This is a genomic window from Vibrio sp. GJ43-1, from assembly GCF_055808835.1.
In genome coordinates this window covers 3,078,435-3,104,786 of the sequence record NZ_CM147884.1, presented here as the reverse complement: position 1 = coordinate 3,104,786, position 26,352 = coordinate 3,078,435, and the positions used below count along the sequence as shown (strand labels likewise).

At 45.5% G+C, this 26,352-nt stretch carries 19 protein-coding genes and 4 pseudogenes; 14 read left to right on the top strand and 9 right to left on the bottom strand.

Annotated elements, in window-relative coordinates:
• On the bottom strand, positions 1-1,014 hold the full coding sequence (gene ubiU, locus AC0L66_RS14770) for a ubiquinone anaerobic biosynthesis protein UbiU (RefSeq protein ID WP_473567812.1): 1,014 nt from the start codon (positions 1,012-1,014) through the stop codon (positions 1-3).
• Between the two features lie 264 nt (positions 1,015-1,278).
• Positions 1,279-3,319, bottom strand: a pseudogene (locus AC0L66_RS14765) (sensor domain-containing protein).
• A gap of 178 nt (positions 3,320-3,497) precedes the next feature.
• On the opposite strand from AC0L66_RS14765, the gene ubiT reads away from it, so the two are divergent.
• From ubiT to AC0L66_RS14730, 7 genes are all read left to right on the top strand, one after another.
• On the top strand, positions 3,498-4,025 hold the full coding sequence (gene ubiT, locus AC0L66_RS14760; protein WP_265673725.1) for a ubiquinone anaerobic biosynthesis accessory factor UbiT: 528 nt from the start codon (positions 3,498-3,500) through the stop codon (positions 4,023-4,025).
• Entirely contained in the window at positions 4,009-4,524 is a 516-nt protein-coding gene (locus AC0L66_RS14755) for a GNAT family N-acetyltransferase (protein ID WP_265673726.1), read from the top strand. Before ubiT ends, AC0L66_RS14755 begins: the two co-directional genes overlap by 17 nt.
• Positions 4,525-4,747: 223 nt before the next feature.
• Positions 4,748-5,176, top strand: a complete 429-nt coding sequence (locus tag AC0L66_RS14750; protein ID WP_473567809.1) for a DNA polymerase III subunit psi — start codon at positions 4,748-4,750, stop codon at positions 5,174-5,176.
• Complete coding sequence (gene rimI / locus AC0L66_RS14745; RefSeq protein WP_265673728.1) at positions 5,169-5,627, top strand: ribosomal protein S18-alanine N-acetyltransferase; 459 nt, start codon at positions 5,169-5,171, stop codon at positions 5,625-5,627. Before AC0L66_RS14750 ends, rimI begins: the two co-directional genes overlap by 8 nt.
• Before the next feature lie 210 nt (positions 5,628-5,837).
• The gene (locus tag AC0L66_RS14740; protein WP_473567807.1) at positions 5,838-6,569 is read left to right on the top strand and encodes a hypothetical protein; all 732 of its coding nucleotides are present in this window, start codon (positions 5,838-5,840) and stop codon (positions 6,567-6,569) included.
• Between the two features lie 302 nt (positions 6,570-6,871).
• On the top strand, positions 6,872-7,639 hold the full coding sequence (locus AC0L66_RS14735) for an SDR family NAD(P)-dependent oxidoreductase (RefSeq protein ID WP_265673730.1): 768 nt from the start codon (positions 6,872-6,874) through the stop codon (positions 7,637-7,639).
• 15 nt (positions 7,640-7,654) lie between these two features.
• On the top strand, positions 7,655-8,092 hold the full coding sequence (locus AC0L66_RS14730; protein WP_265673731.1) for a hypothetical protein: 438 nt from the start codon (positions 7,655-7,657) through the stop codon (positions 8,090-8,092).
• Positions 8,093-8,229: 137 nt separating this feature from the next.
• Here the strand turns inward: AC0L66_RS14730 and AC0L66_RS14725 are convergent, their stop codons facing one another.
• Positions 8,230-9,843, bottom strand: coding sequence for a transmembrane adenylate cyclase (locus tag AC0L66_RS14725; RefSeq protein WP_265673732.1), 1,614 nt, complete (start codon positions 9,841-9,843; stop codon positions 8,230-8,232).
• A gap of 495 nt (positions 9,844-10,338) precedes the next feature.
• On the opposite strand from AC0L66_RS14725, the gene AC0L66_RS14720 reads away from it, so the two are divergent.
• Positions 10,339-11,463 carry a BamA/TamA family outer membrane protein gene (locus AC0L66_RS14720; protein ID WP_473567804.1) on the top strand — a complete coding sequence of 375 codons (1,125 nt, stop codon included), beginning with the start codon at positions 10,339-10,341 and terminating at the stop codon, positions 11,461-11,463.
• A gap of 43 nt (positions 11,464-11,506) precedes the next feature.
• On the opposite strand, the gene AC0L66_RS14715 is transcribed toward AC0L66_RS14720, so the two are convergent.
• Entirely contained in the window at positions 11,507-12,691 is a 1,185-nt protein-coding gene (locus AC0L66_RS14715; RefSeq protein WP_473567803.1) for an MFS transporter, read from the bottom strand.
• Positions 12,692-13,031: 340 nt separating this feature from the next.
• Here AC0L66_RS14715 and prfC point away from each other — a divergent pair, with 340 nt between their 5' ends.
• Complete coding sequence (prfC, locus tag AC0L66_RS14710; protein ID WP_473567801.1) at positions 13,032-14,618, top strand: peptide chain release factor 3; 1,587 nt, start codon at positions 13,032-13,034, stop codon at positions 14,616-14,618.
• A gap of 84 nt (positions 14,619-14,702) precedes the next feature.
• On the opposite strand, the gene AC0L66_RS14705 is transcribed toward prfC, so the two are convergent.
• The 5 genes and pseudogenes from AC0L66_RS14705 to AC0L66_RS14685 form a co-directional block, all read right to left on the bottom strand.
• Entirely contained in the window at positions 14,703-15,668 is a 966-nt protein-coding gene (locus AC0L66_RS14705) for an ABC transporter permease (protein WP_265673735.1), read from the bottom strand.
• A gap of 2 nt (positions 15,669-15,670) precedes the next feature.
• Complete coding sequence (locus AC0L66_RS14700) at positions 15,671-16,795, bottom strand: ABC transporter permease (protein ID WP_250615683.1); 1,125 nt, start codon at positions 16,793-16,795, stop codon at positions 15,671-15,673.
• Positions 16,792-18,315, bottom strand: a complete 1,524-nt coding sequence (locus AC0L66_RS14695) for an ABC transporter ATP-binding protein (protein WP_473567799.1) — start codon at positions 18,313-18,315, stop codon at positions 16,792-16,794. The genes AC0L66_RS14700 and AC0L66_RS14695 overlap by 4 nt, the downstream gene beginning before the upstream one ends.
• A gap of 358 nt (positions 18,316-18,673) precedes the next feature.
• Positions 18,674-19,006 (bottom strand): annotated as a pseudogene (locus AC0L66_RS14690) (BMP family lipoprotein); the annotation flags it as partial.
• Between the two features lie 86 nt (positions 19,007-19,092).
• Positions 19,093-19,665 (bottom strand): annotated as a pseudogene (locus AC0L66_RS14685) (BMP family ABC transporter substrate-binding protein); the annotation flags it as partial.
• A gap of 350 nt (positions 19,666-20,015) precedes the next feature.
• Between AC0L66_RS14685 and AC0L66_RS14680 the strand changes: the two are divergent.
• The 5 genes and pseudogenes from AC0L66_RS14680 to AC0L66_RS14660 all read left to right on the top strand — a co-directional run bounded on the left by AC0L66_RS14680 (position 20,016) and on the right by AC0L66_RS14660 (position 26,226).
• Positions 20,016-20,891, top strand: coding sequence for a TatD family hydrolase (locus AC0L66_RS14680; protein ID WP_390902885.1), 876 nt, complete (start codon positions 20,016-20,018; stop codon positions 20,889-20,891).
• A gap of 205 nt (positions 20,892-21,096) precedes the next feature.
• Positions 21,097-22,362, top strand: coding sequence for a NupC/NupG family nucleoside CNT transporter (locus AC0L66_RS14675; protein ID WP_265673739.1), 1,266 nt, complete (start codon positions 21,097-21,099; stop codon positions 22,360-22,362).
• Between the two features lie 430 nt (positions 22,363-22,792).
• A pseudogene (deoC, locus tag AC0L66_RS14670) lies at positions 22,793-23,570 on the top strand (deoxyribose-phosphate aldolase).
• Positions 23,571-23,655: 85 nt separating this feature from the next.
• Complete coding sequence (deoA, locus tag AC0L66_RS14665) at positions 23,656-24,990, top strand: thymidine phosphorylase (protein ID WP_473567796.1); 1,335 nt, start codon at positions 23,656-23,658, stop codon at positions 24,988-24,990.
• 15 nt (positions 24,991-25,005) lie between these two features.
• Complete coding sequence (locus AC0L66_RS14660) at positions 25,006-26,226, top strand: phosphopentomutase (RefSeq protein WP_473567795.1); 1,221 nt, start codon at positions 25,006-25,008, stop codon at positions 26,224-26,226.
• The last annotated feature ends 126 nt before the right edge of the window (positions 26,227-26,352 follow it).

Below are 26,352 nucleotides of genomic sequence, written 5' to 3'. Positions count from 1 at the left end.
TTATTGCCACTTGCGGTGGTACGCGCCGAGTGTGGTTTGCGTCCCTTCTGAGACATTGGCTAGCGCTTGATCCCAAGCTTGCTTTACTTGGTAATGCTGTGGGTCGCGTTGATAAAGATCGATCGCTTCGCGCCATGTGCGCGTCACTTGCTCTACATAGGCAGGGCTGCGTTGGCGCCCTTCAATTTTTACCGATGACACGTTAGCGGCAAAGAGCTCAGGAAGCATAGAGAGCGTGTTTAAACTGGTTGGTTCTTCAAGGGCGTGATAACGCTTTCTCTCACCATCGATATTGGCTTCAAATCGTCCCTTACACAAGGTTGGGTAGCCAGCGTTTTCACCTGCGGCATAGCGATCAATGAGAATATCGTTTAAACGAGACTCTAGCCCAGTATCTGTTTCTTGCCAGCGTACATATTTGGCTGGAGAACATGCGCCTACGGTGTTTGGTGACTCACCTGTTAAGTAAGACGACAAATAGCAGCGACCTTCCGCCATGATACATAAGCTGCCAAATGCAAATACTTCAAGTTCGACCTCTGAAGTAATGTTTCGCGATAGCTGTTTCACTTGGTGGATAGATAGGACGCGCGGCAATACCACACGCTTAACATTGAAATTTTGATGATAAAAGTCGACTGCAGCCGTATTGGTTGCAGACGCTTGAACCGACAAGTGAAGCTCTAAATCAGGGTACTTGGTAGCGGCGTAATCGAGCACCGCAATATCCGCAACGATCAGGGCATCGACGCCAAGTTCAGCCGCTTGATCGACGGCATTAGTCCAACGCTCAAACCCATCTGGGTGGGCAAACGTGTTTAATGCGATGTGGATTTTTTTATTGCGATCATGAACATATTGCACCGCGCGCTCGAGTTTTTTTCCGGTGAAGTTCAATCCAGCAAAGTGGCGAGCGTTCGTGTCATCTTTAAATCCAATGTACACAGCGTCTGCGCCGCAATCTATTGCCGTCTTAAGCGCAGGTAAGTTACCTGCTGGGCATAAGAGTTCCATAAGCTCAATACCAGTTTATCCTATATAGGCGGGCATTTTATGAAGAAAGATGAATGGCCAATTTGATGTGAGGCAGGTTTACATTAATAAACATGCAATTAACACCAAAGAGGTAAACTTACAGGGCAAATAACAATAGATAGAGTACAGCGGGGTATCGTGGGTGAATAAAAGTCGTTAAGTAAGGTAAGCAACGTGCTCGCCATTGCACTTGGGTTTGACAGTACTAGTGCTTACTGGGTTTGCACTAGTACTATTGATGGTTTAATTGCGATGACGTCGATTCTGAGCAAACAGGGCTTCGACTTCATGTTTAGGTTGCGGGCGATGAAAGTGAAATCCTTGAATCGAATGACAGTTGAGGTTGGAAAGCAATGTTGCTTGATGGCGAGTTTCCACCCCTTCGGCCACAACCGATAGGTTTAGTGACTTACCTAGGTTAATAATGTTCTCAATCACGGTAAGCTGTTTGGGCAGCGTATCAATATCCATAATGAACGCTCGGTCTATTTTAAGCTCATCAATAGGGAAGTGGGCAAGATAAGAAAGCGAAGAGTACCCAGTACCAAAGTCATCGATAGACAAGGCAAAGCCCAAACGTTTTATCGCATCAAGCATTTGCAAGGTATGTTCACTGTTACTCATTACGGCACTTTCTGTCAGCTCAAACGTAATGCAGCTTGGGTCAAGTCCAGTGGTATGCAGCAGTCTTTCCATGTAGTCAATAAGCTTAGGGTTACCAAATTGCTCTGGCGATAAGTTAATCGCCACCCGACCCGGTAAGATCCCCTGTAGTTTCCAGCGTTTTACCGTATTGAAAACATCGCGCATGACCACTCTACCAAGGTGCTCAATGAGACCGGCTTGTTCGGCAACGGGGATAAAAGAGGCGGGGCTAATATAACCTTCGACAGGGTGCTTCCAGCGAACCAGCGCCTCGGCACCATTGATACTGAAATCACGGGCATTCACTTTTGGTTGATACCAGACTTCTAGTCCATTTTGCGCTAGGGCTTTTTGCAATTCTATCTCTAACCAAAGTCGCATACGTGCTTCTTTGTTCATTTGGTCATTGAACTTGATCAGCCTATTGCGTCCACGGGCTTTCGCTTCATACATCGCCGTGTCGGCGTTCTGTAGCAAGATGCGTGGGTCATGCCCATCATTAGGGTATGTGACGCTGCCAATGGAGCAGGCTAGTCGTTTACTAAAGTGGTGTAAGTCAAAAGGTTGGTTGATCAGCTCAATGATTTTTTCTGCGAGCATATCCGCCGCGCTGCTGCCCTCGGGTTCCGGTAAAATTATCCCAAATTCATCGCCGCCGAGGTGCGCTAGAACGGTTTGCTGCGGTAGGTGGCGTTTTAGCCTTGTCGAGACTTCTTGAATCACTCGGTCACCGATGTGATGTCCTAATGAGTCGTTAATATTCTTAAAGTTGTCTAGATCAAGGTAGAGCATGATCAATGGCGTTTTTTTCTCGATAAAGTGGTCAAGGCAACGAGTGAAACCAAGCCGGTTGTAGAGCTTGGTAAGCGTATCGATATTGACATCTTCATGGCTATCTTTCGAAATACGGTTTTGGTTTTTCATCCATGTCTTGGATGAGGATCAGATGCGCACAGTTACCAAAGAGATTCGCGTCATCCACATGCAAGACCAAACGGCGTTGCGTACCACAGTAATCGCTCGTTCTGAAATGAAGGGGTTTGCTATCAATGGTCGAGCTCAGGTTTAAACTCACGGGCGCTTTGCTTTTCTCATCGATCAGCAGTCGACTCAGCGGCTCGCTTAATAAATCGGTTGGGGAAGAATAGCCAAATAAGCGCGCCGCCGCAGGGTTTGCGGATAGGATGCAATCATCTTCAACCAGCAACAGCCCATCGGGGATCAGTCGTGATAGTTTGAGAAATTTGCTTTCGGATTCTTCTAGTGAGCGTGTGAGTATTTGTTTTTCTGAGGTATCAATGGCGTGGAAGACGATATTTTCGATGACACCATCGACAGAAATAGGTGAAACGCTAAAATGTAGACTCGACTCTACATCAGATTCATCGAGGGTAACCTCGGCTTCGATGGACTCGCCAGATAGAGCGCGATCATAATAAGGCTTAAGTTGGCAATAAAACCGTTCCCCTAGAATTTGTTGATCGTTCATGCCGACCAGATCACTATGGGTCAGTCCTGCAACATCACAATACCGATCATTGACCATACAGTATTGGTGTTCGTCATCCAAAATAGCAAAAAAGAACGGGCTATTGGACGTGAGCTTGGCGAAGTATTCCTTTAACGATTTGGATGACATCAATGTACTACCAGTTCTCCGAAGAGCTTATATATCAGTAACCCCCACACTATAACCGTGATTAATCAGTTAGAAAAGGGGAGAGTCCAAAGCTAGAAATATTTGACACATAACAGGATTTTTTTGCGCGAATATCGTATTATGAGGCAATTGAAGCATAAATTAACGGAAAAACCGCGTGTTAGACAAGATTCGAAGTCAACTAGTTAAAAACGCAGCACAAATTTTGCGATCTCCAGTCCATTTTTTGCCAACTAAATTTCAAAATATGGCATTGTCTGAAGCACTAAAAACCGTTTTTAAAGAATCACTTGAAGATGGTGACTTTGAATTTCTTGAAGGGAAGTGGTTAAAAGTTCATATTCGTGATCTAAACCTCAGTTGGTATATTTCCTACGAGGACGAAAAGTTACTGGTTGCCGAACAACCTCAAACAGAGGATGTGAGTTTTAGTGGTAATTTAAACGACTTGGTTTTGATTGCTGGCAGAAAAGAAGACCCAGACACGTTATTTTTCCAACGTCGACTCAGTATCGAAGGGGATACGGAGTTAGGGCTTGAAGTGAAAAATTTGATGGATAGCGTCGATCTTGATGCATTGCCTAAAGCAATGTTAAGCGCATTGAACCATCTGGCCGATTTTGTTTATAAAGGCACACAATCACCCGCCAATCGTAGTGAGGCGTCCCATGCTTATTCGAACTGAAGCACCATCTGATATTTTGACGATTGATCGATTATTAAAATCTGTCTTTGAAAGCGAAGCGGAAGCGAATTTAGTGATGTCTCTAAGAGAGAACAGTAAGTTAACGCTTTCATTAGTGGCGTGTACCGATGACGGCGAAGTCGTCGGTCATGTCTTGTTTACGCCTGTCACGGTTGACGGTGAAGACTATGCTTGGCAAGGATTAGCACCATTAGCCGTGAGCAAGGGCTATCAAGGTCAAGGAATTGCAAGTGCACTGCTAAGTGAAGCTTTTGAAACGTTGCCTGAACTAGGCTACCCCGCTTGTGTGGTACTCGGCGATCCAAATTTCTATGGGAAGTTTGGTTTTCAATCTGCGGCTATGCACGGTTTAGAGTGTCAGTGGGAAGTTCCTGAAGGCGCCTTTCAAGCCCGTTCATTGACGGAAGAGCCGCTTAAGGCGCTTTATCGCGCAGGTAAAGGTCAGGTGGAATACTGCTCAGAGTTTAACGAGTTATAATTCGTCTTTGGTTAAGGCTACTATCGTTATGTGGGCTTTAGTTAATCTAGACTAGTTGTGACGAGTGATGCTGTTGAATAAAATACGCGAGTCACCCAGTTAGGTGACTCGCGTATTTACGTTTGGTGATCGCGGGTAGCTTTGTTAAACTCCGTCTCTTCTTTTTCAGCGCCGATGACGGACGAACGTCTCTATACGGTAGCTCAGATAATGGTATTACATCATGGTAAGAGATAGCGTAAAGCTGCAGTTGATGGGGATTCAAACTTGGGCACTTGCTCACCCGGAAAGACTTGCGATTTTACCCGAGCAAACACTGAGTTTGCCAGACAGGTGTGAGTTGCTGTTTATTTCTCCCATTCAGCCTGAAAATGAAACGGCGCTGTTCTACCAGAAAATCCTTAAAGCGATGAAGCTTGAGGTGGGGAACACGCAGCATATATATCCTGAGCAACTTATCCATTTAGACACGTCATCGTTGCCTAAATGGTTGTGGTTTTCCGGTGCAGAATATGAAAATGAGCGTTATCAGCAATTATTAGCGCAACGTTCAATTCAATGTAATCAATTGGTCTCTCCTTTACTATCGAGTATTGATGGTAATGATGCAGAGAGACGAGCCCTTTGGAATCAGATCCGTTCTTATGCGTAATTTTGAATTTGCCCCGCTTGCTAAAGAGCATGTAGCGGCGGTACTCGCTATCGAGTTACAAGCGCACTCTCATCCATGGAAGGCATCCATGATTGAAGAAATCAATGGGCGAGGCGCGCAAAATAGCGTCATGTTGGTTGATGGGGAAGTGGTCGGCTATTTTTATGCCCAAAACATAGTCGGCGAAGTATCGTTACTGAATATCGCGATCGCGCCAAATCAGCAACGTAAAGGTTTTGGTCGTGCACTCTTAGGGCATTTTCTTGAACAGTGCCAGAGCTGCGAAGCGGAAAGTGCATGGCTTGAAGTTCGAGAAAGCAATCAGTCGGCGATGAAGCTGTATTTAGATGAAGGCTTTAATGAAGTCGATCGTCGAAAAGATTACTATCCAACAGATGGCGGTCGCGAAGATGGCATTATTATGAGCTATTACTTCATGTTTGGTATGTAGCGGTTTATCTGCCCTGCGAGGTTTCTCGCCTCGCTGGGCCGTCTTTTTTATTAACTTCTCCCTTATTAAAATCTCAGGAACCATTTTCATTTCGTATTGATGAAACCTCGTCTCACCTGCAATTCTAATAGGTTACATTACCCTGAGTTACTTCGATTTTTTTACTTAGTCTTCATACTCCCCATTAATTATTGATAATCATGGGAATAAATGATGAAGCGATGTTCCGTTCTAACACTTAGCGTGCTTAGCGCCTTAACTTTTACTGCTCAAGCGGCAGAAGAGCAAACGAATGATCCTGCTGACGTGACTCGTCCACAAACTTATCTAAAAGTCGACTCTGGCGCAAAAGGTAAAGATGGGTTAACCCGTCTACAACTTAACATGGCGGGATCGTACACTGAAGAGATCGGCTACCTTGCTCAATTAGAAGGTGATTTTCAAACCAACGTTGATGCTGATAAAAAGAACGGTAAATCGTCAGACTTCGGTATGTCTCGTGTTCGTGCTCGTTACTTCCAAGTTCATGCAACAGGTTTTGAGTTATTACCAGAGGTTGGTTTTTCATTAGACTACATTGATTACGCTAACAACTGGGTAGCGAAAGATGCAGGCGCGAACAATACGGTTGCTGTCGGTGCCGTTGCTAAGGTTATTACTCCGTTCGAATCTTGGGTTTCTTACCCTAACGTAGCGGTTATGCGTAACTCATACGATAATGGTAAGTCAGGCAATGGTTGGCAAGCTAACTGGTTTAACTCTTTCTACCTAACAGAGAAAGGGTCATACATTACGGTTAACCCTCAGTACGCTAATTATGAAAACGCATTTGGTCAAAATGAACAATCATTGGAAATGATGATGGAAGGTGGCGTACCACTTTCATCAGATGGCAGTGTTTGGGGTAACGTAACGTATTCAGAGCATTTCTTTAAAGCCTAGTGGTGAATCTCGTATGAAGCATCTTGATGGTAACCGCGAAGTTCGCATCGGTGCTACGTGGTTCTTCTAACGGCTACTCGCCTATGACGATGTAACGATGAGTACTTTTCAATAAGTACGTTACTGGACCGTTAACCGTTCCAATAAGGCATGGAAGCCTTATGTTTTGTTTCTCTCCTCTTTGATTCCCTTCTTTTTTTCTCCCTTGTTACTGGATCGATCCAAGTTTGTAACTGCGATTGATTGACTCAGTTAGGTAGTATCTAGCATGAACGATTATGCGTTAACGAGAGGAAGCACTTATGGCAATGCCATTTCACTTAGAAGATAAAATAATTGTCATCATTGGTGGTACGTCTGGCATTGGCGAGGCAACAGCTAAGCGACTACACGCCGCGGGAGGACGTTTAGTTATCGCAGGGCTGGATGCGGTAGCCTCTAACGTGGATTCTCTGGAGGCGTTATATATCGATGTTGATGTCACTGATGAGATTTCGCTAAGTGAATTAATGGCGATTACCTTTGAGCACTTTGGGCGCATCGATGTCTTGGTGAACTGCGCGGGTTCTACTAATGGCTATAGCACGATCATGGAGTCAAAAAAAGCTGAGTATGATGCGAACTATTCAGTGAATGCCCTAGGTACAGCACTTGCTATTAAACATGCGGTACCTTACATGCCATTAAATTCAAGCATCATTAATGTTGCTTCGGTCGCAGGGACATCCGGAGTTCCTTATTTAGGTGCGCTGGCTAGTTCTAAGTGGGCGGTATTGGGAATTACCAAAACGGCGGCGCTGGAACTAGGCAGTAAACAAATACGTGTCAATGCGGTCTGTCCGACCTCGGTTGATACGCCAAGAGCGCACGCCGCAGGCGGCGAGCCCCAGTTGCGAATGGAGCAACGAGCCGTGCCGCTTGGTCGTATCGGTCAGCCAGAAGAGGTGGCTGCCGTTATTCACTTTCTTGCGTCACAAGATAGTAGCTTTGTAAATGGTCAAGCTGTCGGCGTAGATGGTGGCTTTAGTGCTGGAATGAGTATTGAAGCCTATAACCAGCTCGCCCAATAATAGGAATAAGATGTAATGAAAGAAAAAATGAATGTTACTTTGCTGTGTGCATTATTGGTCTCGCTGCTCAGCGCACCAAGTTTTGCGTATTACTGCGATCAAACCGCTGAGGGGGCGATAGTGGGTGCCGTTGATGGTGCGATAACTGGCGCAGTGGTTGGCGGTATTGTTGACGGTTCTCAAGGGGCGAAAGCTGGTGCTATCATAGGTGGTGGAGCAGGAGCGGTAGGTGGCGCGGTTGATGGCGCTTACTATGAGGGTGCTTGCGAAGTGGCGACTGATGTTATTGTTGAAGATGAGATTATAGCGGAAGAATATATTGCTGAAGAGTATGTTGAAGAAGCGTACCTAGAAGAAGAGATTATCGAAGAAGAGATCATTGAGGAAGAATATCTCGAAGAAGAGTATTTGGATGACGAGTACGATGACTATGATGATGCACTCTACGATTAAATAATGACTATTCTTGCGGTGACTGCGTTAAGGGCAAACGTGAGTGATAGGTGAGTTGGATAAAAGAATAAAAAAGAGAGCGAATGCTCTCTTTTTTTATTTAATTCACAGTCAGTACACCGTGTTATTTGATGGCGCTACAGTCGAGCTAGCGACGTTAATAGCTTATGCTTGATCTCTGGACTAGCAATAAAGGCACCTAAGTAACGAGCCTCGTTTCCTTCAAAGTCAGGTCGAAGTTGCAACATTTCTTTATAGCTAGCTTGAGCCTGTTTGAACTCGCCTTTTTGAACTTGAATAATCGCTTTAAGCATTGGCACCCAAAATAAACGTCTAAGCGAAAGATTGCTCACTGACTTTTCTGCATCATCATAATTATCTTGCATGATTTGATGAACCACGGTCGCGATGGAAAACCACGGTGGTCTAAACGGGTTGAGTGCCTTTGAATCGTCAATGAGCTTAAGCCCGCGCTCAAACTCGCCAGCCATACATAATGCCCAGCCACACAAACCAATTTGATAAGCGGCGTTAGGGTTAATGGCTAAGACTTTGTCAACAGTATCAATGATGCCGTTAATATCTTCTCTAACCTGATGAGCCATCAGCATAGCAATCTGTGACTCTTGATTGGTAGGCTCGAGTTCTACTGCACGTTTGGCGTAGCTAAGTCCGGTTTCCTCGGCATTGTCAGCATTGCCCATTCCTAGCATATCCGCATCAAAATAGAGTACGGCGAGCATGGCATGTAACAAGGCAATATAGGGCTCGCGCTCAACGGCGCTTAGTAAGGCCTGTGTTGCCAGTTGGTGAGTATCTTCAGACAGCGTCATTAAGTAGTGACGGTAGCGAAGCGTTGCTTCGTAGGTTGATAGGTGCTCGATCTTTTTTTGGTTGCAGCTTTGATAAATCTCGCGGTGGATGATCCCGAAACTGGATGCGAGCTCGGCAACAACCTCGGCGATAATTTCATCTTGGACAGCAAACAAGTCGTCAGTGTTGAGATCGCAAGTGTACTTTTCTGCCCACACTTGCTCACCGCTATCGGTGCGGTAGAGCTTGGCGTAGATGCGAATTTTGTTACCTAGCGCCTGCATTGTCCCTGAAGTAATGAAAGATACGCCCAGCTCTTCGCCTAAACCTTTTACATCGGCAGAAGTCCTTGGATCGATACTGGTATCGCCAAGTGCGTGCATTGAGACGACCTTAAGCATGTCAAAACGTGCCAGTTCGGTGGCGAGTTCTTCCCCAAAGCCTTCAGCAAAAAAACGTTTTTCAGCGTCATCAGACAGGGATAAAAACGGCAGTACTGTAATGGTTGGGCTTAGTGCTCGCTGGTTGTCTCGCGCCATTTGGGCCAACGTTGCCGTTTGTCTCACTGCTTGGGGTGTTTGTGGTGTAAATACTGGGCTGTAGCGACCTTTAGGGATCGCTAGAAACAGAGGGTCATTCACCCCTTCTGTGAGGTAATAGGTTTCTAGTGTGCGTCTTACACGACCAGCTTGTATACGCACAATAGGGTCGGCCTGATGATCAAACTCCGCATCACGATCGAACACTTCAGTCGCAATAGTAAATTGTTTTAAGCGATCGCCATTGCCCGCTAAAGTCTGCTCCACGACAAAAGTCAGCAGTTCTTTCATTTTTGGGCTTTGATCAAACGCCTTACTTGAAAGAATTCGATTAAGCTGATCTTTCACTCGGGTTTGATTTTCTTCAATGCGAATATCTAGTGGAGCTTGTTCTGACACAGTATCGACTCTCTTCTTTTATGAGTTGCCTATTTTGCCACTATAAGACCGCTAAAAATAGTAATGAGTTCACTGTTTTGCTAGGTAAAGCACTCTTTAATGTAACTGAAATCCTAATGGATGGAGTAAGACTGAACTCAAATGAATCTATTTCTAATGTTAGCAGTTATCGAGAAAACTTCCTTAATGAGCTTAAGCCTGACTCTGGTCGATACTTGGTAAAAAGAAACGATATTTATATGTAAAAATCGAATGGTTTGGTGTTTTGTCTTGATTTTTTCGTTAATAAAAAGAGAGAGATGACGAGTAATTCATTGTCAATATTGACATTTTTAAGTAACAATTAGCAAACAATGTGCGGCTGTCGGGGGGCGTGACATTTGGCTATAGTTAGGTAATCAACAGACTTTACTGGATGTTAGTGAGTTATTTACGCGCAGCTTATACGCCTTACTATTATTATGAGTTCATATCGGCATTCACACGGAGGTGTCTGTGAAAATACGAGCATTAACGGCGATCAGCTATGCTTTCATGAGTTCTTCATTATTGGCTTTTGATCAGTTTATTGATCCTAAGGATGGCATGTTTGACGCCAGTGCTTGGGTACTAGATAACGCGGTGGGGTTTATGCCTGTCCCAATTATCATTACCGACCCTGCAGTTGGAACTGGGGGAGGGGCTGCATTAATGTTCTTCCATGAATCAGAAGAGCGTGAACGACAAAGAAAAGAAAACCCAGATGAAGTCGTAGGTTTGCCACCGAGTGTGACGGCGGTCGCTGCGGCTGGTACCTCGAATGGCTCATGGTTAACTGGGGCATTTCACTTTGGGTCTTGGCAAGAAGATACTTGGCGATATCAAGGCGGATTATTTTATGGTTCTTTTAACTTAAAATACTATGTACTAGATGCTCCCTTGGATTTCAATATTGATGGCTTGTACTTTATGCAAGATATCGACTATCGCCTTGCCGGGAGTGATTGGTTTATTGGTGCAAAATATTCCCTCCTTTCTTCCAAGAGTACGTTCGATTTAGGCAATGATCTGATTCAACTGCCGCCGATAAATTTTGACCTCAAAGATGCTGCGGTTGAACTTAAGGTGACCTACGATAGTCGAGATTCTATCTTTACTCCTAATGATGGCCTCAAAGCGAAACTCAGTACTGACTTTCACGATCAAGCATTTGGTGGCGATGTGTCGTATCGTAAATCCAGACTGCAGGCCAACTATTTTGCGCCGATCCTAAATGATGTCGTGATTGGCTTGCGTGGTGATTATCAAACGGTCACTGATGACGCCCCTTATTACGCAAGACCGTTTATTAATATGCGAGGTATCCCAGCGATGCGCTATCAAGGTGATGATATGGCGTTAATGGAACTCGAGGCACGTTATGACATTACACCAAGATGGTCGTTAATTGGCTTTACAGGGACAGGAAAAGCCATCGATGATGGGCAAGACTTTTCAGACGCTGATTATCAATCTGTTGTGGGCGGTGGCTTTCGTTACTTAGTCGCTCGACAGCTCAATATGCGTGCTGGTGTGGATGTGGCAAAAGGGCCAGAAGAGTGGGCTTATTATATTACCGTTGGCCATGCTTGGCAGTTGTAGCTATCGAGTTAATGGGTTGGACTGAGTCCAACCCATTCTAGTGTCACTTACGTTTAAATATCAGCGTGCCAAAAGCCAACACAAGCGTAGCGATAATACTTGCGGCGCAATAATCCACCACCGCAACAAAACCATTAGAATCAATCAACTGACCAGCGATATACGTACCCACACCAAATCCTAGTGCCATAGCGAACATGAGTATGCCTTGTGTTAGTGCTGGGGTACTTGGACTTAGCTCGTCGGCAATTGCTGGTATCACCATATCAAACCAAGATATGGCTTGCATCAATAGCACTATTAGCAGAATCGGTATCAGGCTGGAAACATCGCTACCAACCGCAAGCCACAAACCGATAGAGGTCACAGCATAGCAGCCGAGTGAAATCATCCAGATAAGATAAGGACTGCTTTTTTCAGCCAATCTACCCGCAGGTTCCAGCAACAAAATAGTGACTACAGCAGAGCCTGCTAATCCGAAGGCAGAATGCCCAAGATCAACATTGAATACCTCTTTAATTATGATAGGGCCAGATTCCATAAGGTTGCTGGCGGTGAACATTGACACAAAAACGGTAGCGAGAAAGAAAATAAAGGCAATAGCGGTTCGGCTGCTTTTATTCTTAGTACTGCTATCTTTGGAGGTTTGTTCACTTTGTGTTTCTGTATCGACCGTAATCTTTGGTGGTGGTGCAATAAACACGGAAACAATCGACACACAGACCAAGGCCATCATTAATAGTAATTGTTGCTCACTTGTCCACCCAAATAAACTTACGCTACCGAGCAGCGCACCCGCAATGACGACACCCAAAAATTGAAATTGGTACAGGCGACTTAACCCACGAGTTTGCAGTTCTACTGGTAGAGAGTTCAGCACAAACGTTGGATTGAGCACGAGTTGGGACACAGTACCGATACCAATAGTCAGTCCTACAAGCAAATAAATGACAGCATTATCTTGTGCATAGTAGAGCAAAATTAACGATAGTAGGTGCGAAAATAGCGCCGCTTTTTGCATCTGGCGGTGGATATTATATTTATCCGCAATCCAGCCAATAAGTGGAGCTGAGATCCCAAAGAGGCCGAGCAGTGACATGACGCTGCCCATTAAGGCGCCACTGCCTGTGCGTTCAATAATGAGTGGTGTTAAAAGTAGTGCAATGCCGACCCACTGAACGACCCCGTTAGACATCTGAGCGATGTACCAAGGTTTAAAGGTTTTCATAAGTCATTTCCTCAAATGATAAAGTAGTGATAGCAAAACCACTTGAACAAAAGTGGCTTGATTATCACGACTGCAATTGGCGCTTAATCGTCAATATTAGTGAGGAAATTAATATTGAGTGAAGTGTATAACTGGCTGTTACTTTACTTTGTTGGGTATGTTACAGCGTATTTTTCAGTGAGATTTATTTACAAATAGAGGCTTTGAGAAAGTATTCATTGAGAAACCCTGCCAGATCGGTGAAAATAGCGCCCATTATTTTATCGACGCCTTCGAATAGCCTCGCACGGTTTACCGTGCCTGCAATTAGCTGTTCTACAAATCAAGAAGATCGAGATACATGTCAAATCAATTTCAGCAAGAAGTGTCTAAACGTAGAACGTTTGCAATCATTTCTCACCCGGATGCGGGTAAAACCACGATTACCGAAAAAGTACTTTTGTTCGGAAACGCAATTCAAAAAGCGGGTACTGTAAAAGGTCGCGGCTCTAACCAGCACGCTAAGTCTGACTGGATGGAAATGGAAAAAGAACGTGGCATCTCGGTCACGACATCGGTGATGCAGTTTCCATATAACGACTGCCTGGTTAACCTTCTAGATACCCCTGGACACGAAGATTTCTCGGAAGATACCTACCGTACATTAACCGCTGTCGATTCTTGCTTGATGGTGATTGATGCCGCTAAGGGTGTCGAAGACCGTACGCGTAAATTGATGGAAGTGACGCGTCTACGTGACACTCCTATCGTGACCTTTATGAACAAACTTGACCGTGATGTTCGTGATCCAATGGAAGTGTTAGATGAAGTGGAAAGCGAGCTTGGTATGGCTTGTGCGCCAATCTCATGGCCAATTGGTTGTGGTAAAGAATTTAAAGGCGTGTATCACATTCACCGTGACGAAACCATCTTATACGAATCTGGCCATGGTCATGAGATTCAAGAAGTTCGTATCATTAAGGGGCTTGATAACCCTGAACTTGACGTTGCAGTTGGTGAAGATCTAGCGGAAAGCGTGCGTGAAGAACTAGAGCTTGTTATTGGTGCGTGTCCTGAGTTTGATTTAGACCTATTCCTTGCTAGTGAATTAACGCCAGTTTACTTTGGTACAGCACTGGGTAACTTTGGTGTTGACCATATGCTAGATGGCCTAACTGAATGGGCTCCAGGGCCGCAAACTCGTCAAGCTAATGAGCGTGATGTGGAAGCAACGGAAGAGAAGTTTTCTGGCTTCGTCTTTAAGATCCAAGCCAACATGGATCCGAAACACCGCGACCGTATCGCCTTCATGCGTATTGTGTCTGGTACTTACAATCAAGGTATGAAGATGAACCATGTTCGTACTGGCAAAAATGTGAGTATTTCGGATGCGGTAACCTTTATGGCGGGTGATCGTTCTCGCGCAGAGAAAGCGTACGCTGGCGATATTATTGGCCTGCATAACCACGGTACGATTCAAATTGGTGATACCTTTACACAAGGTGAGAATTTGAAGTTCTCTGGTATTCCAAACTTTGCACCAGAATTATTCCGTCGTATTCGTCTACGCGATCCTCTAAAGCAAAAACAGTTGCTGAAAGGTTTAGTTCAGCTTTCTGAAGAAGGCGCGGTACAAGTTTTCCGTCCACTGCAAAACAACGATTTGATCGTTGGTGCGGTAGGTGTGCTCCAGTTTGATGTTGTTGTTGCACGCTTGAAGGCTGAGTACAACGTAGAAGCCATCTATGAGAGTGTCAACGTGGCAACGGCACGTTGGGTTGAGTGTGATGATGCGAAGAAACTGGAAGAGTTTAAGCGTAAGAGTCAGCAAAACTTGGCATTGGATGGCGGTGATAACCTCAGTTATGTCGCCCCAACGATGGTCAATCTAAACTTAGCGCAAGAGCGCTTCCCTGATGTGACGTTCCGCGCGACACGCGAACACTAAACATCTAGTTAAAAAAAACCGCTCATTGAGCGGTTTTTTTATGCTTATAAGCTAGCGCGATCTTACTCGCGCGCTTTTGTCATCTTATTCGCGTTCTTTGGTATAAGGCACGCCAATTGCTTTTGGTGCGACGGCCTTGCCAATGAACCCTGCTAACAGGAACACGGTGAGTATGTAAGGTATTGCTTCGATGGCTTGAACCGGAATAGGGAAGTCACCGATTTTGACGCCCTGCATGCGAATAGCTAATGCGTCTAAGAAACCAAATAACAAACAAGCCCCCATTGCTGTAAACGGACGCCATTTACCAAAAATGAGTGCTGCCAATGCCATGTAGCCTTTTCCGGCACTCATGTTTGGAATGAACTGAGCTGTTTGAGCAACTGAGAGATACACTCCCCCAATACCCACCAGAACGCCACAAATTGCGACGGCGGCATAGCGTGTACGCACCACGGAAATACCTGCAGTATCGACAGCTGAGGGGGATTCACCGACCGCGCGTAGACGAAGCCCAAAGCGCGTCCTAAACAGAAGGTACCAACAAGCAGGAACGATAAAGACCACCATGTAGACTAAGATCGAATGGCCACTAATCAATTCCGAATAAAGGTGACCCAATACAGGAATATCCGCGACGGCATCAGCACCTGGAAAGGTAATGGGGGCAAAACGAGCATCACCAGATAGTGCTGGTGTTTGACCGCCTTGCTGGAACCAGTGACGCCCCAAAGTAATGGTTAACCCTGCAGCGAGAATGTTGATCGCCATGCCACTGACTACTTGATCGCCGCGATGGGTAATACACGCAAAGCCGTGAAGAAGGGCTAACAAAACCGATACGCCGATCCCAGCGAATAACCCAAGCCAAGCAGAACCTGTGACATGAGCGGTGGCCGCTCCCGCGAACGCAGCTGCCAGTAGTTTACCTTCTAAAGCAATGTTGACGATCCCTGAACGTTCACAGAACATTCCGGCCAGTGATGCAAGGATCAGCGGTGTTGCCACGCGTAATGTGGCGTCTAGCATGAGAATAATCGTTTCAAACATAATTAAGCGACTCCCTTCTCAGCGTCAATATTGGGTTTAGAAAAGAGTTTGAGGTAGGTCCTTTCCAGTGAGGGTCTAAACATGTGCTCGAGCGCACCAGAGAATAAAATCACTAAGCCTTGCAGCACCACGACGATGTTACGGTCCACGCCATATTCAAAACTCAGCTCAGCACCACCTTGATAGAGAAAGCCAAAGAGCAAGCTGGCCAGTAAAACACCAATAGGATGATTTCTTCCCATAAGCGCAACGGCAATGCCAGTAAAGCCAAAGCCTTCGACAAAGTTAAGTTTTATTTGGTGCAGTTCGCCTTGTAGTACGTTAAGGCCAAAAAATCCGGCAAGCATACCAGAGATCAGCATGGTAATAATGATAGTCTTGCTGTACTTAATGCCAGCATAGCCTGCTGCTGAAGGGTTAGCGCCGACTGAGCGAACTTCATAGCCCCAGCGAGAGTGCCACATAAATAGCCACACAAAGACACAACAAAGTAGGGCAAAAATAAAGCTCAAATTCATTGGGCTCGGTGCCATTTCGATTCCGAACACCGCCAATATCTCATGCATTTTGGGAAGCCAGCTGCTCACCGCAAATACCCGGCTCTCTGTTGCCATGGTATTGTCTGGCTTGAGCACCTCTACCAATAAATACGCCATGAATGAGGCCGCGATAAAGTTAAACATGATAGTTGTGATAACAATGTGTGAGCCGCGTTTCGCTTGTAAATAGGCAGGAATAAACGCCCAAGCTGCACCAAACAGCCCGCCCGCTAAAATGGCCACAGGGAAGGTAATATACCAAGGCGCGTATTCACCCAACGTTAAGCACACCAGCCCCACACCGAGCCCGCCAATATAGGCTTGTCCTTCACCCCCAATATTAAAAAGCCCGGCGTGGAAGGCAACGGCGACCGCAAGCCCTGTGAAAATAAAGCCCGTCGCGTAGTACATGGTGTAGCCAAACCCTTCGGCATAACCAAATGCGCCAGTCCACATGACTTTTGCCGCATCAATTGGGCTGATGTCGATATAGATAAATAACAGCGCAGACACGAGAAACGCGACCATGACATTGATGGCGGGCAATAGTGCCATGGTTACCCAAGCGGGTACTTTGGCTTGGCTCATGACGTCTCTCCTTGTTGTCCTTGGCCGGAAGCCACTGCTTTTTGCTGTAAGTGTTCCGGCATAATATTGGCCATCATTAACCCTAGTGTTTGTTCATCGGCATCATCAATGGAGACTTCGCCGACAATCGCGCCATCAAAGACCACCAAAATTCGATCGGCGAGGCTAAGGATTTCATCCAGTTCAACCGAGACTAAAAGTACGGCTTTATCTTCATCTCGAGCCGCGATAATTTGCTGGTGGATGTATTCGATTGCGCCAATATCGACCCCACGTGTAGGCTGCCCAACGAGCAGAACATCTGGATTTTGTTCCATCTCACGAGCAATCACGAGTTTTTGTTGGTTACCACCAGAGAAGTTGGCGGTTTTCAGTGTCGTGTCGTTTGGGCGAACGTCCCATTTGTCCATACTGGTTTGACAGTGTGCTTTAATCGCTTGCTTATCCTGCAGCAATCCTTTGTTGTATTGGGGAAGGTGGTGATAGCCGAGGATATAAGCCTCTTGGGCTTCAAATTTGTTGATGAGCCCTTGCTTGTGACGATCTTCAGGAATATGCCCGACGCCAATCGCCCGTACTTCCTGAGGGTTGAGTGGGTTCAGCTTATCAATGGTGCTGTTGTTAATGTGTATGGACCCCGAATGAGGTTGCAAAATACCAGATAAGAGAGCAAGAATTTCAGACTGACCATTTCCAGACACCCCAGCAATACCGACTACTTCACCTTGCCTAACGCCAAAGCTGACGCGTTTCACCCGCTCTACATTGGCGTCATCAAAATATTGCAGGTTATCGACAGTAATCAGCTGTTTTTTCGGCTTTGAGGAGTGTTTGTCGACTTTGAGGCGAACTTTACGACCGACCATAAATTCGGCTAATTGTTCTTTATTGGTATTTGCCGTGGTGACGTGCTCCACCATCGTACCTTGTCGCATCACTGAGATGTTATCGGTAATTGCGAGCACTTCACGCAGTTTATGCGTGATGATCATGATGGTTGTACCTTGTGCTCTCAGTTTGTCTAGAATGCGAAATAGATGATCCGCTTCTTGCGGCGTTAATACCCCAGTGGGTTCATCAAGGATGAGTATTTTAGCGCCACGATATAGGGCTTTGAGAATTTCGACTCGTTGCTGAAGACCGACAGGCAATTCGCCAACGATAGCATCAATTGGGACATCAAGACCGTAGTCTTTCGCCAGTGCTTTGAGTTTTTTACGGGCCTTTCCTAGGCTTTCTTCTAGCTTCCAACCATCTTCAGCGCCGAGCACAATATTCTCGAGAACAGAGAAGGTCTCGACCAACATAAAGTGTTGATGCACCATACCAATCCCTGATTGGATCGCTTCTTGTGAATTGGCGGGCTTATATGGCTGGCCATTAACCCACATCGCACCTTCATCGGCATGATAAAAGCCGTAAATAATGCTCATTAACGTCGATTTGCTTAGCGCCGTTTTCACCGATAATACCGTGAATAGTGCCCTTGGGAACTCGAAGATCAATGTCACGATTGGCATGAACGGCGCCAAAACGTTTATTGATGTCTTTGAGTTCTATGGCAATAGGTTGTCCTTGTGTCACGAGATACTGCCTTATATTGAATTAGCGATGTGAATTGCTCGCTAATGATTCCCTGCTAATTACTTAAATGTCGTTTTTATTTTATTGGTTGCTTCTAAGTTTATAGATTGCTTCTAAGTTTATGGGTTGTCGTTATTGAAGATGATCATGGGGTGTAGGGTGTGCGATACGCCACTGTGTTTTAGGCAGTGGCGTAGAGCTTGAGCTAGGCTGAAAGCCTAGCCGTAAATGCAGCTTGTTGGCGGTACTTAGTAATTACAGGTATTGTCTGACATGTAGTCGTGGACTTTGATATCACTCGGCAATAATTTGCGCTTGTAGCTCATCGAGATACGCTTTCATTTCCGCAGTAATGAGATCTTTGTTGTTATCATCGTATGCCCATTCAACCGCCCCGTCTTTAAGACCGAGTACCTTGATGCCCGCTTCCCATGATCCTTTCTCAGCTTCATCCCATGAGTTATAGGCGGCAACGCCCACCTTTTTCACCATCGACGTTAACATGGTGCCAGGTTGTAAGTGGTTTTGGTTTGAGTCCACACCGATAGCAAATTTACCGCCATCTTTTGCCGCCTGATACACCCCCATCCCAGTTCCGCCTGCAGCGGCGTAGATAACATCAACCCCTTTAGAGAACTGAGATTTAGCAAGCTCGGAGCCTTTAGCTGGATCAGCAAACGCAGCTGCAGTGTTGAACCTGTCATATTCTGGAAAGTTTCGATTTTAGGGTTAGCGTATTGTGCGCCTTGGCGATAACCACATTCAAACTTACGAATCAGTGGAATGTCCATTCCGCCTACAAAACCAACTTTGGCCGTTTTAGAGGCCTTAGCAGCCAGTGCACCCACGAGGAAAGAACCCTCATGCTCTTTGAACACGATAGATTGAACGTTTGGCTTGTCGACGACCATATCGATGATAGTAAACTGAATGTCAGGAAACTCTGTTGCGACTTTCTCTACAGCAGAAGCCATATTAAAACCTACCGCAACGATGGGAGTGAACCCGCGGCTGGCAAGACGGCGTAGACCTTGTTCGCGTTGTGCTTCATTTTGAGGTTCGAATTCACGTACTTTAATGCCCTTGTCGGCATTGAAAGGTTTAACACCATTTTGAAAAACGGCTTCATTAAACGATTTGTCGAATTTACCTGCTGTATCATAAACAACGGCTGGTTTTGCTGCGAATACGCTGAAAGACGAGACCGCCACTGCAAGTGCGGAGAGTTTTAGAATAGTTTTTTTCACGTTCAGTTCCCTTGTGGTGTCAGATAATGGGGGTACCATTGATGAATCAATAGACCCGGCTAACGCTGTGGTTAGAGGCTGGAAATTAAACGTTTGTAAATAACGCAGCCTCATGCTTTGTTTAATTTACAAACAGTACGAAACATTTTATCGTTTGCTTGATTGAAAAAAAACCGCTTCTATCACAGCAATGAGTGTTGAATCACAACTTAGTGATAAAACTCTAACTATTGGCTATCCTTTGCGTAACAAGGGGTCTGGTAGATTAACTTGCAATCGATTACATTTACTCGTTGGTATGTTTATCGCTTTTTTGCTGTGTGTTTATTCCGTTATAGAGAGAGTTTTATTTATGTGTAAATGGCTGCGTGTTTGGTTAAAAAAATACGATGACTGGTGCCAGTCTATGGGGCTTATACCGGAAAACAAACGTTGCTGCACACCGTATAGAAAAGATCCCGCGAACGATGATTGATACTCACTGTCACTTAGACCTCATCGCGGCGAAAACCGATCTTGCTGATGTACTAGAGGGTGCGAGAGCCGCAGGGGTAGAGGGCATAATCGTCCCAGGAATCAATGAAGAAAACTGGACTGACATCGCGCAGCTAGCACAGCAACATTCCGATATTTACTATGCCCTTGGCTTCCATCCTTTATTTTTATCAGGCGTGTCTTCTGCCAGTATTGAACGATTAAAACAGGTGTTCGTCCAGGCGCGAGGCTTGCCTAATAAATGTGTTGCAATCGGCGAGTGCGGATTAGATTTTTATCATTTAGGTCAAGACTGTGATGTTGAACTCGTGAAACAGCAGCAAAAGCAGATCTTACGTGAGCATATATTACTGGCGAATAAAGCCAAGCTCCCAGTTATTTTGCATTGTCGAAAAGCGCACCAAGACATGATGGCGTTACTAAGAAAAACGGCACCCATATATGGTGGAGTGATCCATGGTTTTAGTGGCAGCTACCAGCAAGCGATGGAATATATAAAATTAGGCATCTATATAGGGGTTGGTGGCGTCATTTCTTATGAACGCGCTAAGAAGACTCGTGACACCATCTCGAAGCTTCCACTTGAATACTTATTAATCGAAACTGACGCACCTGATATGCCATTAAGTGGTTATCAGGGCGCTATCAATAAGCCGGAAATGCTGAAGTTGACCCTATCAACTCTTATCATGCTGCGAAGTGAAAGTGCGCAAACGGTTACGTCACAACTCCAAAATAATAGCAAATCGCTGTTTTTTATTTGTGACTAAAGTTACCTGTAATTGTTAAATTAAGTTTTGTTACAGAGTTGACTTGTGATCTATGTCGCAAAATGACATGTACGTCTTATGTGTTGAGGACGAAAGTGTGAAGGGGGTACTACTTTCTTTTCTGAGGGTTTGTATAATCGCCCCCGCTTTTGAGCTTCAATTTTTATTACACGCCAAATAATTAAATATAAGGAAGTCATAAACCATGAGCCTGTTTATGAGCCTGGTTGGAATGGTAGTACTGATCGGTATCGCAGTATTATTATCAGATAACCGCAAAGCTATTAATATCAGAACGGTGGGTGGCGCTTTTGCTATCCAATTTTTACTCGGTGCATTCGTTCTTTACGTTCCATGGGGACAAGAAGTACTTCGCGGTGTATCAGACGCTATCTCTAACGTCATCAATTACGGTAATGATGGTTCTTCATTCCTATTCGGTGGTCTTGTGTCAGGCAAGATGTTTGAGGTCTTCGGTGGCGGTGGCTTCATCTTCGCATTCCGTGTATTACCAACACTTATCTTCTTCTCTGCGTTAGTTTCTGTATTGTATTACCTAGGTATTATGCAATGGGTAATCAAGATTCTTGGTGGTGGCTTACAAAAAGCACTAGGCACATCTCGTGCGGAATCGATGTCTGCAGCAGCAAACATTTTCGTTGGTCAAACTGAAGCCCCTCTTGTTGTTCGTCCTTTTGTACCAAAGATGACTCAATCAGAACTATTCGCAGTAATGTGTGGTGGTCTAGCGTCTATCGCTGGTGGTGTTCTTGCGGGTTACGCTTCTATGGGCGTGCCAATTGAGTACTTGGTAGCAGCGTCATTCATGGCAGCACCTGGTGGTCTATTGTTTGCTAAAATCATGAAACCTGAAACTGACGAGCCAATCGATCAGCTTCATGACATGGAAGCAGAAGGCGATGACAAACCAGCTAACGTTATCGATGCAGCAGCAGGCGGCGCGTCAGCGGGTCTTCAGCTAGCACTTAACGTTGGTGCAATGCTAATCGCATTCATCGGCCTTATCGCACTTGTGAACGGTATGCTTGGTGGCGTTGGTGGTTGGTTCGGTATGCCTGAACTGCGCCTTGAATTGCTACTTGGTTGGGTATTTGCTCCTCTTGCATTCCTTATTGGTGTGCCATGGGAAGAAGCGGTTGTTGCTGGTGAGTTCATCGGTATGAAAACCGTTGCTAACGAATTTGTAGCGTTTGCAAACTTTGCACCTTACCTAACTGAAGCTGCGCCTGTCGTTCTTTCTGACAAGACCAAAGCAATCATCTCATTTGCACTTTGTGGTTTCGCGAACCTTTCTTCTATCGCGATTCTACTAGGTGGTCTAGGCAGCTTGGCGCCTAAGCGTCGCGGTGATATCGCTCGCATGGGTGTGAAAGCGGTTATCGCTGGTACGCTATCTAACTTGATGGCAGCAACGATTGCTGGCTTCTGTCTTAGCCTTGCGGCAATGTAACTGTTAGCCGAAGGTTATTTAGTATATAGACGCCACAATAAATCGCCCCGTAGCAAGAGATTGCTGCGGGGCTTTTTTGTTTTTTGGGGGGCAAGAAACCCCCAAATCCCTACCATGTAAGGCATGAAGGGAAAAGAGACGGATTTTTTTGAGATACAAACCGTTTGCGTATTATTCGTGACTACCGTTTTGAGGAAGAGTTCTATACTGTATAGGCTACTCAGTAGATAACCATGTTTGATGGTTATCTACTTAGCCCAGAACTGGTTCTCCACCTTAAATCAATCGGTTGGACTAATACGAACTGGTACTGTGCGGCGACAAGGAAAGCGATTGGCGCGAAGCGCCGAGTCTTCAAGGAACCAAGTCCGTTCATTTATTGCTGACCGCGTGTCAGATAATTAATTGAATATATTGACCGGAGATAGAAATGAGCGATTTAAAAGCAGCAGCTTTACGTGCACTTAAACTGATGGATCTAACCACACTTAACGAAGATGACACGGATGCAAAAGTGATCGCGTTGTGTCATGACGCGAAAACGTCAGTGGGGAATACAGCAGCAGTTTGTATTTATCCACGTTTTGTACCAATTGCGAAGAAAACGCTTCGTGAACAAGGTACGCCGGATGTTCGTATTGCTACTGTGACTAACTTCCCACACGGTAATGATGATATTGCTATCGCTGTTGCTGAAACAAAAGCGGCGGTTGCTTACGGTGCAGACGAAGTGGACGTCGTTTTCCCTTACCGAGCACTGATGACTGGCAACGAAGAAGTAGGCTTCGAGTTGGTTAAGCAATGTAAGGAAGCGTGTGGTGACATCCTTCTTAAAGTGATCATCGAAACTAGGTGAGCTGAAAGAAGAAGCACTCATCAAGAAAGCGTCAGAAATCTGTATCAAGGCAGGTGCTGACTTCATCAAAACCTCAACGGGTAAAGTATCGGTTAACGCAACGCCAGAATATGCGCGCATGATGCTAGAAGTGATTCGTGATATGGGCGTAGCAAAAACGGTTGGCTTTAAGCCTGCTGGTGGTGTTCGCACAGCAGAAGATGCAGCAGCATACCTTGCAATGGCCGACGATATCCTAGGCGCGGATTGGGCAGATAACATGCACTACCGTTTTGGTGCATCAAGCCTGCTAACCAACCTCCTTAATACATTAGAAGTAACAGACGAAACTGCAGATCCATCTGCATACTAATCTAACGCTTTTAGGTGGTGACGAACCCTTGTCACCACCATTTCCTCTATACCCTATAACCCAAGCTTAGACTGGGGAGGCACTAATGTATTTACCACAAGAAATTATTCGTAAAAAACGCGATGGCCAAGTACTGAGCGCGGAAGAAATTAACTTCTTCATTCAAGGTGTTGCGAATGACACTGTATCAGAAGGCCAAATTGCAGCTTTCGCCATGACGATCTTTTTTAATGAAATGACTATGCCAGAACGTATTGCGCTGACGTGTGCAATGCGTGACTCTGGCATGGTTATAGATTGGGGCCATATGAACTTTGGTGGCCCAATTGTTGATAAACACTCGACAAGCGGTGTCGGCGATGTCACCTCTTTAATGCTTGGCCCTATGATTGCGGCTTGCGGTGGCTTCGTTCCGATGATCTCTGGACGTGGTTTAGGTCATACAGGGGGGACACTTGATAAACTTGAGTCTATTCCTGGCTATGATATTACACCGACAAACGACGTCTTTGGTCAAGTGACTAAGGACGCGGGCGTTGCGATTATCGGGCAAACGGGTGATTTAGCACCTGCTGATAAGCGTGTCTATGCCACGCGTGATATCACCGCAACCGTTGACAATATTTCTTTGATTACCGCGTCTATTCTATCTAAGAAATTGGCGGCTGGTCTTGAGTCGCTGGTTATGGATGTCAAAGTAGGTTCTGGGGCGTTTATGCCCACTTATGAGGCGTCTGAAGAGTTAGCGAATTCAATCGTTGCGGTTGCAAACGGCGCAGGTACAAAGACAACTGCTATTCTTACTGATATGAACCAAGTACTGGCATCATCTGCTGGTAATGCCGTAGAAGTACGTGAAGCGGTACAGTTCTTAACGGGCGAATACCGTAATCCACGACTGTACGAAGTGACGATGGCGCTTTGTAGTGAAATGCTCGTGTTGGCGAAACTTGCAGGCGATACAGAGCAAGCAGACACGATGCTAAATGAAGTATTGAACAACGGAAAAGCGGCCCAGTGTTTTGGCACAATGGTGTCAGGTTTAGGTGGCCCAGTAGATTTCGTGGAAAACTACGATAAGTACCTAGATAAGGCCGACATTATTAAGCCAGTTTATGCCGATATTGAAGGCACAGTATCGGCGATGGATACTCGAGCTATTGGTATGGCAGTTGTTGGAATGGGCGGTGGTCGTCGTGTTGCGACTGACAAGATTGATTACGCGGTCGGTTTTGACCAATTTATTAGACTTGGTGAGACGGCGAGCCTAGAAAAGCCGCTAGCAGTTATCCATGCGCGTAATGAAGCGCAATGGCATGAGGCGGCAAGCGCGCTAAAAGCGGCGGTAACGGTCGGTGAACAACCCTATACAGAAACCCCATGTGTGTACCGTCATATTCGTGCGGAAGACTTGGCATAGGGTGGGAGAGAAATTATGAAACGAGCATTTATTTTAGTATTAGATTCATTTGGTATTGGTGCTGCGGGCGACGCTGAAAAGTTTGGTGACGTTGGCTCTGATACGATGGGGCATATCGCTGAACATTGTGCGAAAGGTCTTGCTGATAATGACCAGCGTAGCGGTGAATTAACACTACCAAACCTTTCCAAGCTAGGCTTAGCCATGGCGCATAAAGAGTCAACAGGTGCACTCGCTCAGGGTATGCATGATGACGTAGAAATCATTGGTGCTTATGGGCACGCTGCAGAGCTTTCATCAGGTAAAGACACGCCGTCGGGTCACTGGGAAATTGTAGGTGTGCCTGTATTGTTTGAGTGGGGCTATTTCACTGATAAAGAGAACGCCTTCCCGAAAGCGCTGACCGATCGCATTCTTAAGCGTGCAGGTCTGGATAGTTTCTTAGGTAACTGCCACGCATCAGGGACTCAAGTTCTTGATGATCTTGGTGAAGAGCACATGAAAACGGGACAGCCTATCTTTTACACATCGGCTGACTCGGTATTCCAGATCGCTTGTCATGAAGAAACATTTGGACTAGATCGCTTGCTAGAGCTTTGCCAGATCGCTCGTGAAGAACTAGAAGATTACAACATTGGCCGTGTTATCGCTCGTCCATTTATTGGTCCTGGTAAAGGTCAGTTTGAGCGTACAGGTAACCGCCGAGATCTATCGGTCGAACCACCAGCGCCAACGGTACTGACTAAGTTAGTGGAAGAGAAACAGGGTCAGGTCGTGTCTATTGGTAAGATTGCCGATATTTACGCCAACTGTGGCATCACCAAAAAAGTGAAAGCGACGGGCATCCCAGCGTTGTTTGAGGCCACTAAAGAGCAAATTAAAGAAGCTGGCGATAACACGATTGTTTTCACGAACTTTGTCGATTTTGACTCGGCGTATGGTCACCGTCGTGACGTAGTAGGTTATGCGGCGGCGTTAGAGTATTTTGATTCTCGTATCCATGAAGTGATTGAGTTAATGGAAGAAGACGATGTATTGATTCTAACTGCGGACCACGGTTGTGATCCTACATGGCCAGGCACTGATCACACGCGTGAGCACATCCCTGTCATTGTTTATGGACACAATATACCAGTCGGCTCTTTAGGGCTTCGTGACAGCTTTGCTGATATTGGTCAGAGTCTTGCTAGCTACTTTGGTACGTCTCCAATGGATTACGGAAAGAGCTTTTTGTAGAACAGCTTTTAGGGGCTAGGATTTAGTTCCTAGTTCCTAGTTCCTAGTTCCTAGTTCCTAGTTCCTAGTTCCTAGTTCCTAGAATATAAACGTCGAAGCGTTTTAATTATTTAATAAATTTAACGG

Bases quoted from the DNA above. Each gene is read 5' to 3' on its own strand.
- ubiU (WP_473567812.1), bottom strand. From the start codon at position 1,014: ATGGAACTCTTATGCCCAGCAGGTAACTTACCTGCGCTTAAGACGGCA.
- AC0L66_RS14755 (WP_265673726.1), top strand. From the start codon at position 4,009: ATGCTTATTCGAACTGAAGCACCATCTGATATTTTGACGATTGATCGA.
- AC0L66_RS14750 (WP_473567809.1), top strand. From the start codon at position 4,748: ATGGTAAGAGATAGCGTAAAGCTGCAGTTGATGGGGATTCAAACTTGG.
- rimI (WP_265673728.1), top strand. From the start codon at position 5,169: ATGCGTAATTTTGAATTTGCCCCGCTTGCTAAAGAGCATGTAGCGGCG.
- AC0L66_RS14740 (WP_473567807.1), top strand. From the start codon at position 5,838: ATGATGAAGCGATGTTCCGTTCTAACACTTAGCGTGCTTAGCGCCTTA.
- AC0L66_RS14735 (WP_265673730.1), top strand. From the start codon at position 6,872: ATGGCAATGCCATTTCACTTAGAAGATAAAATAATTGTCATCATTGGT.
- AC0L66_RS14730 (WP_265673731.1), top strand. From the start codon at position 7,655: ATGAAAGAAAAAATGAATGTTACTTTGCTGTGTGCATTATTGGTCTCG.
- AC0L66_RS14715 (WP_473567803.1), bottom strand. From the start codon at position 12,691: ATGAAAACCTTTAAACCTTGGTACATCGCTCAGATGTCTAACGGGGTC.
- prfC (WP_473567801.1), top strand. From the start codon at position 13,032: ATGTCAAATCAATTTCAGCAAGAAGTGTCTAAACGTAGAACGTTTGCA.
- AC0L66_RS14705 (WP_265673735.1), bottom strand. From the start codon at position 15,668: ATGTTTGAAACGATTATTCTCATGCTAGACGCCACATTACGCGTGGCA.
- AC0L66_RS14700 (WP_250615683.1), bottom strand. From the start codon at position 16,795: ATGAGCCAAGCCAAAGTACCCGCTTGGGTAACCATGGCACTATTGCCC.
- AC0L66_RS14695 (WP_473567799.1), bottom strand. From the start codon at position 18,315: ATGCCAATCGTGACATTGATCTTCGAGTTCCCAAGGGCACTATTCACG.
- AC0L66_RS14680 (WP_390902885.1), top strand. From the start codon at position 20,016: ATGACTGGTGCCAGTCTATGGGGCTTATACCGGAAAACAAACGTTGCT.
- AC0L66_RS14675 (WP_265673739.1), top strand. From the start codon at position 21,097: ATGAGCCTGTTTATGAGCCTGGTTGGAATGGTAGTACTGATCGGTATC.
- deoA (WP_473567796.1), top strand. From the start codon at position 23,656: ATGTATTTACCACAAGAAATTATTCGTAAAAAACGCGATGGCCAAGTA.
- AC0L66_RS14660 (WP_473567795.1), top strand. From the start codon at position 25,006: ATGAAACGAGCATTTATTTTAGTATTAGATTCATTTGGTATTGGTGCT.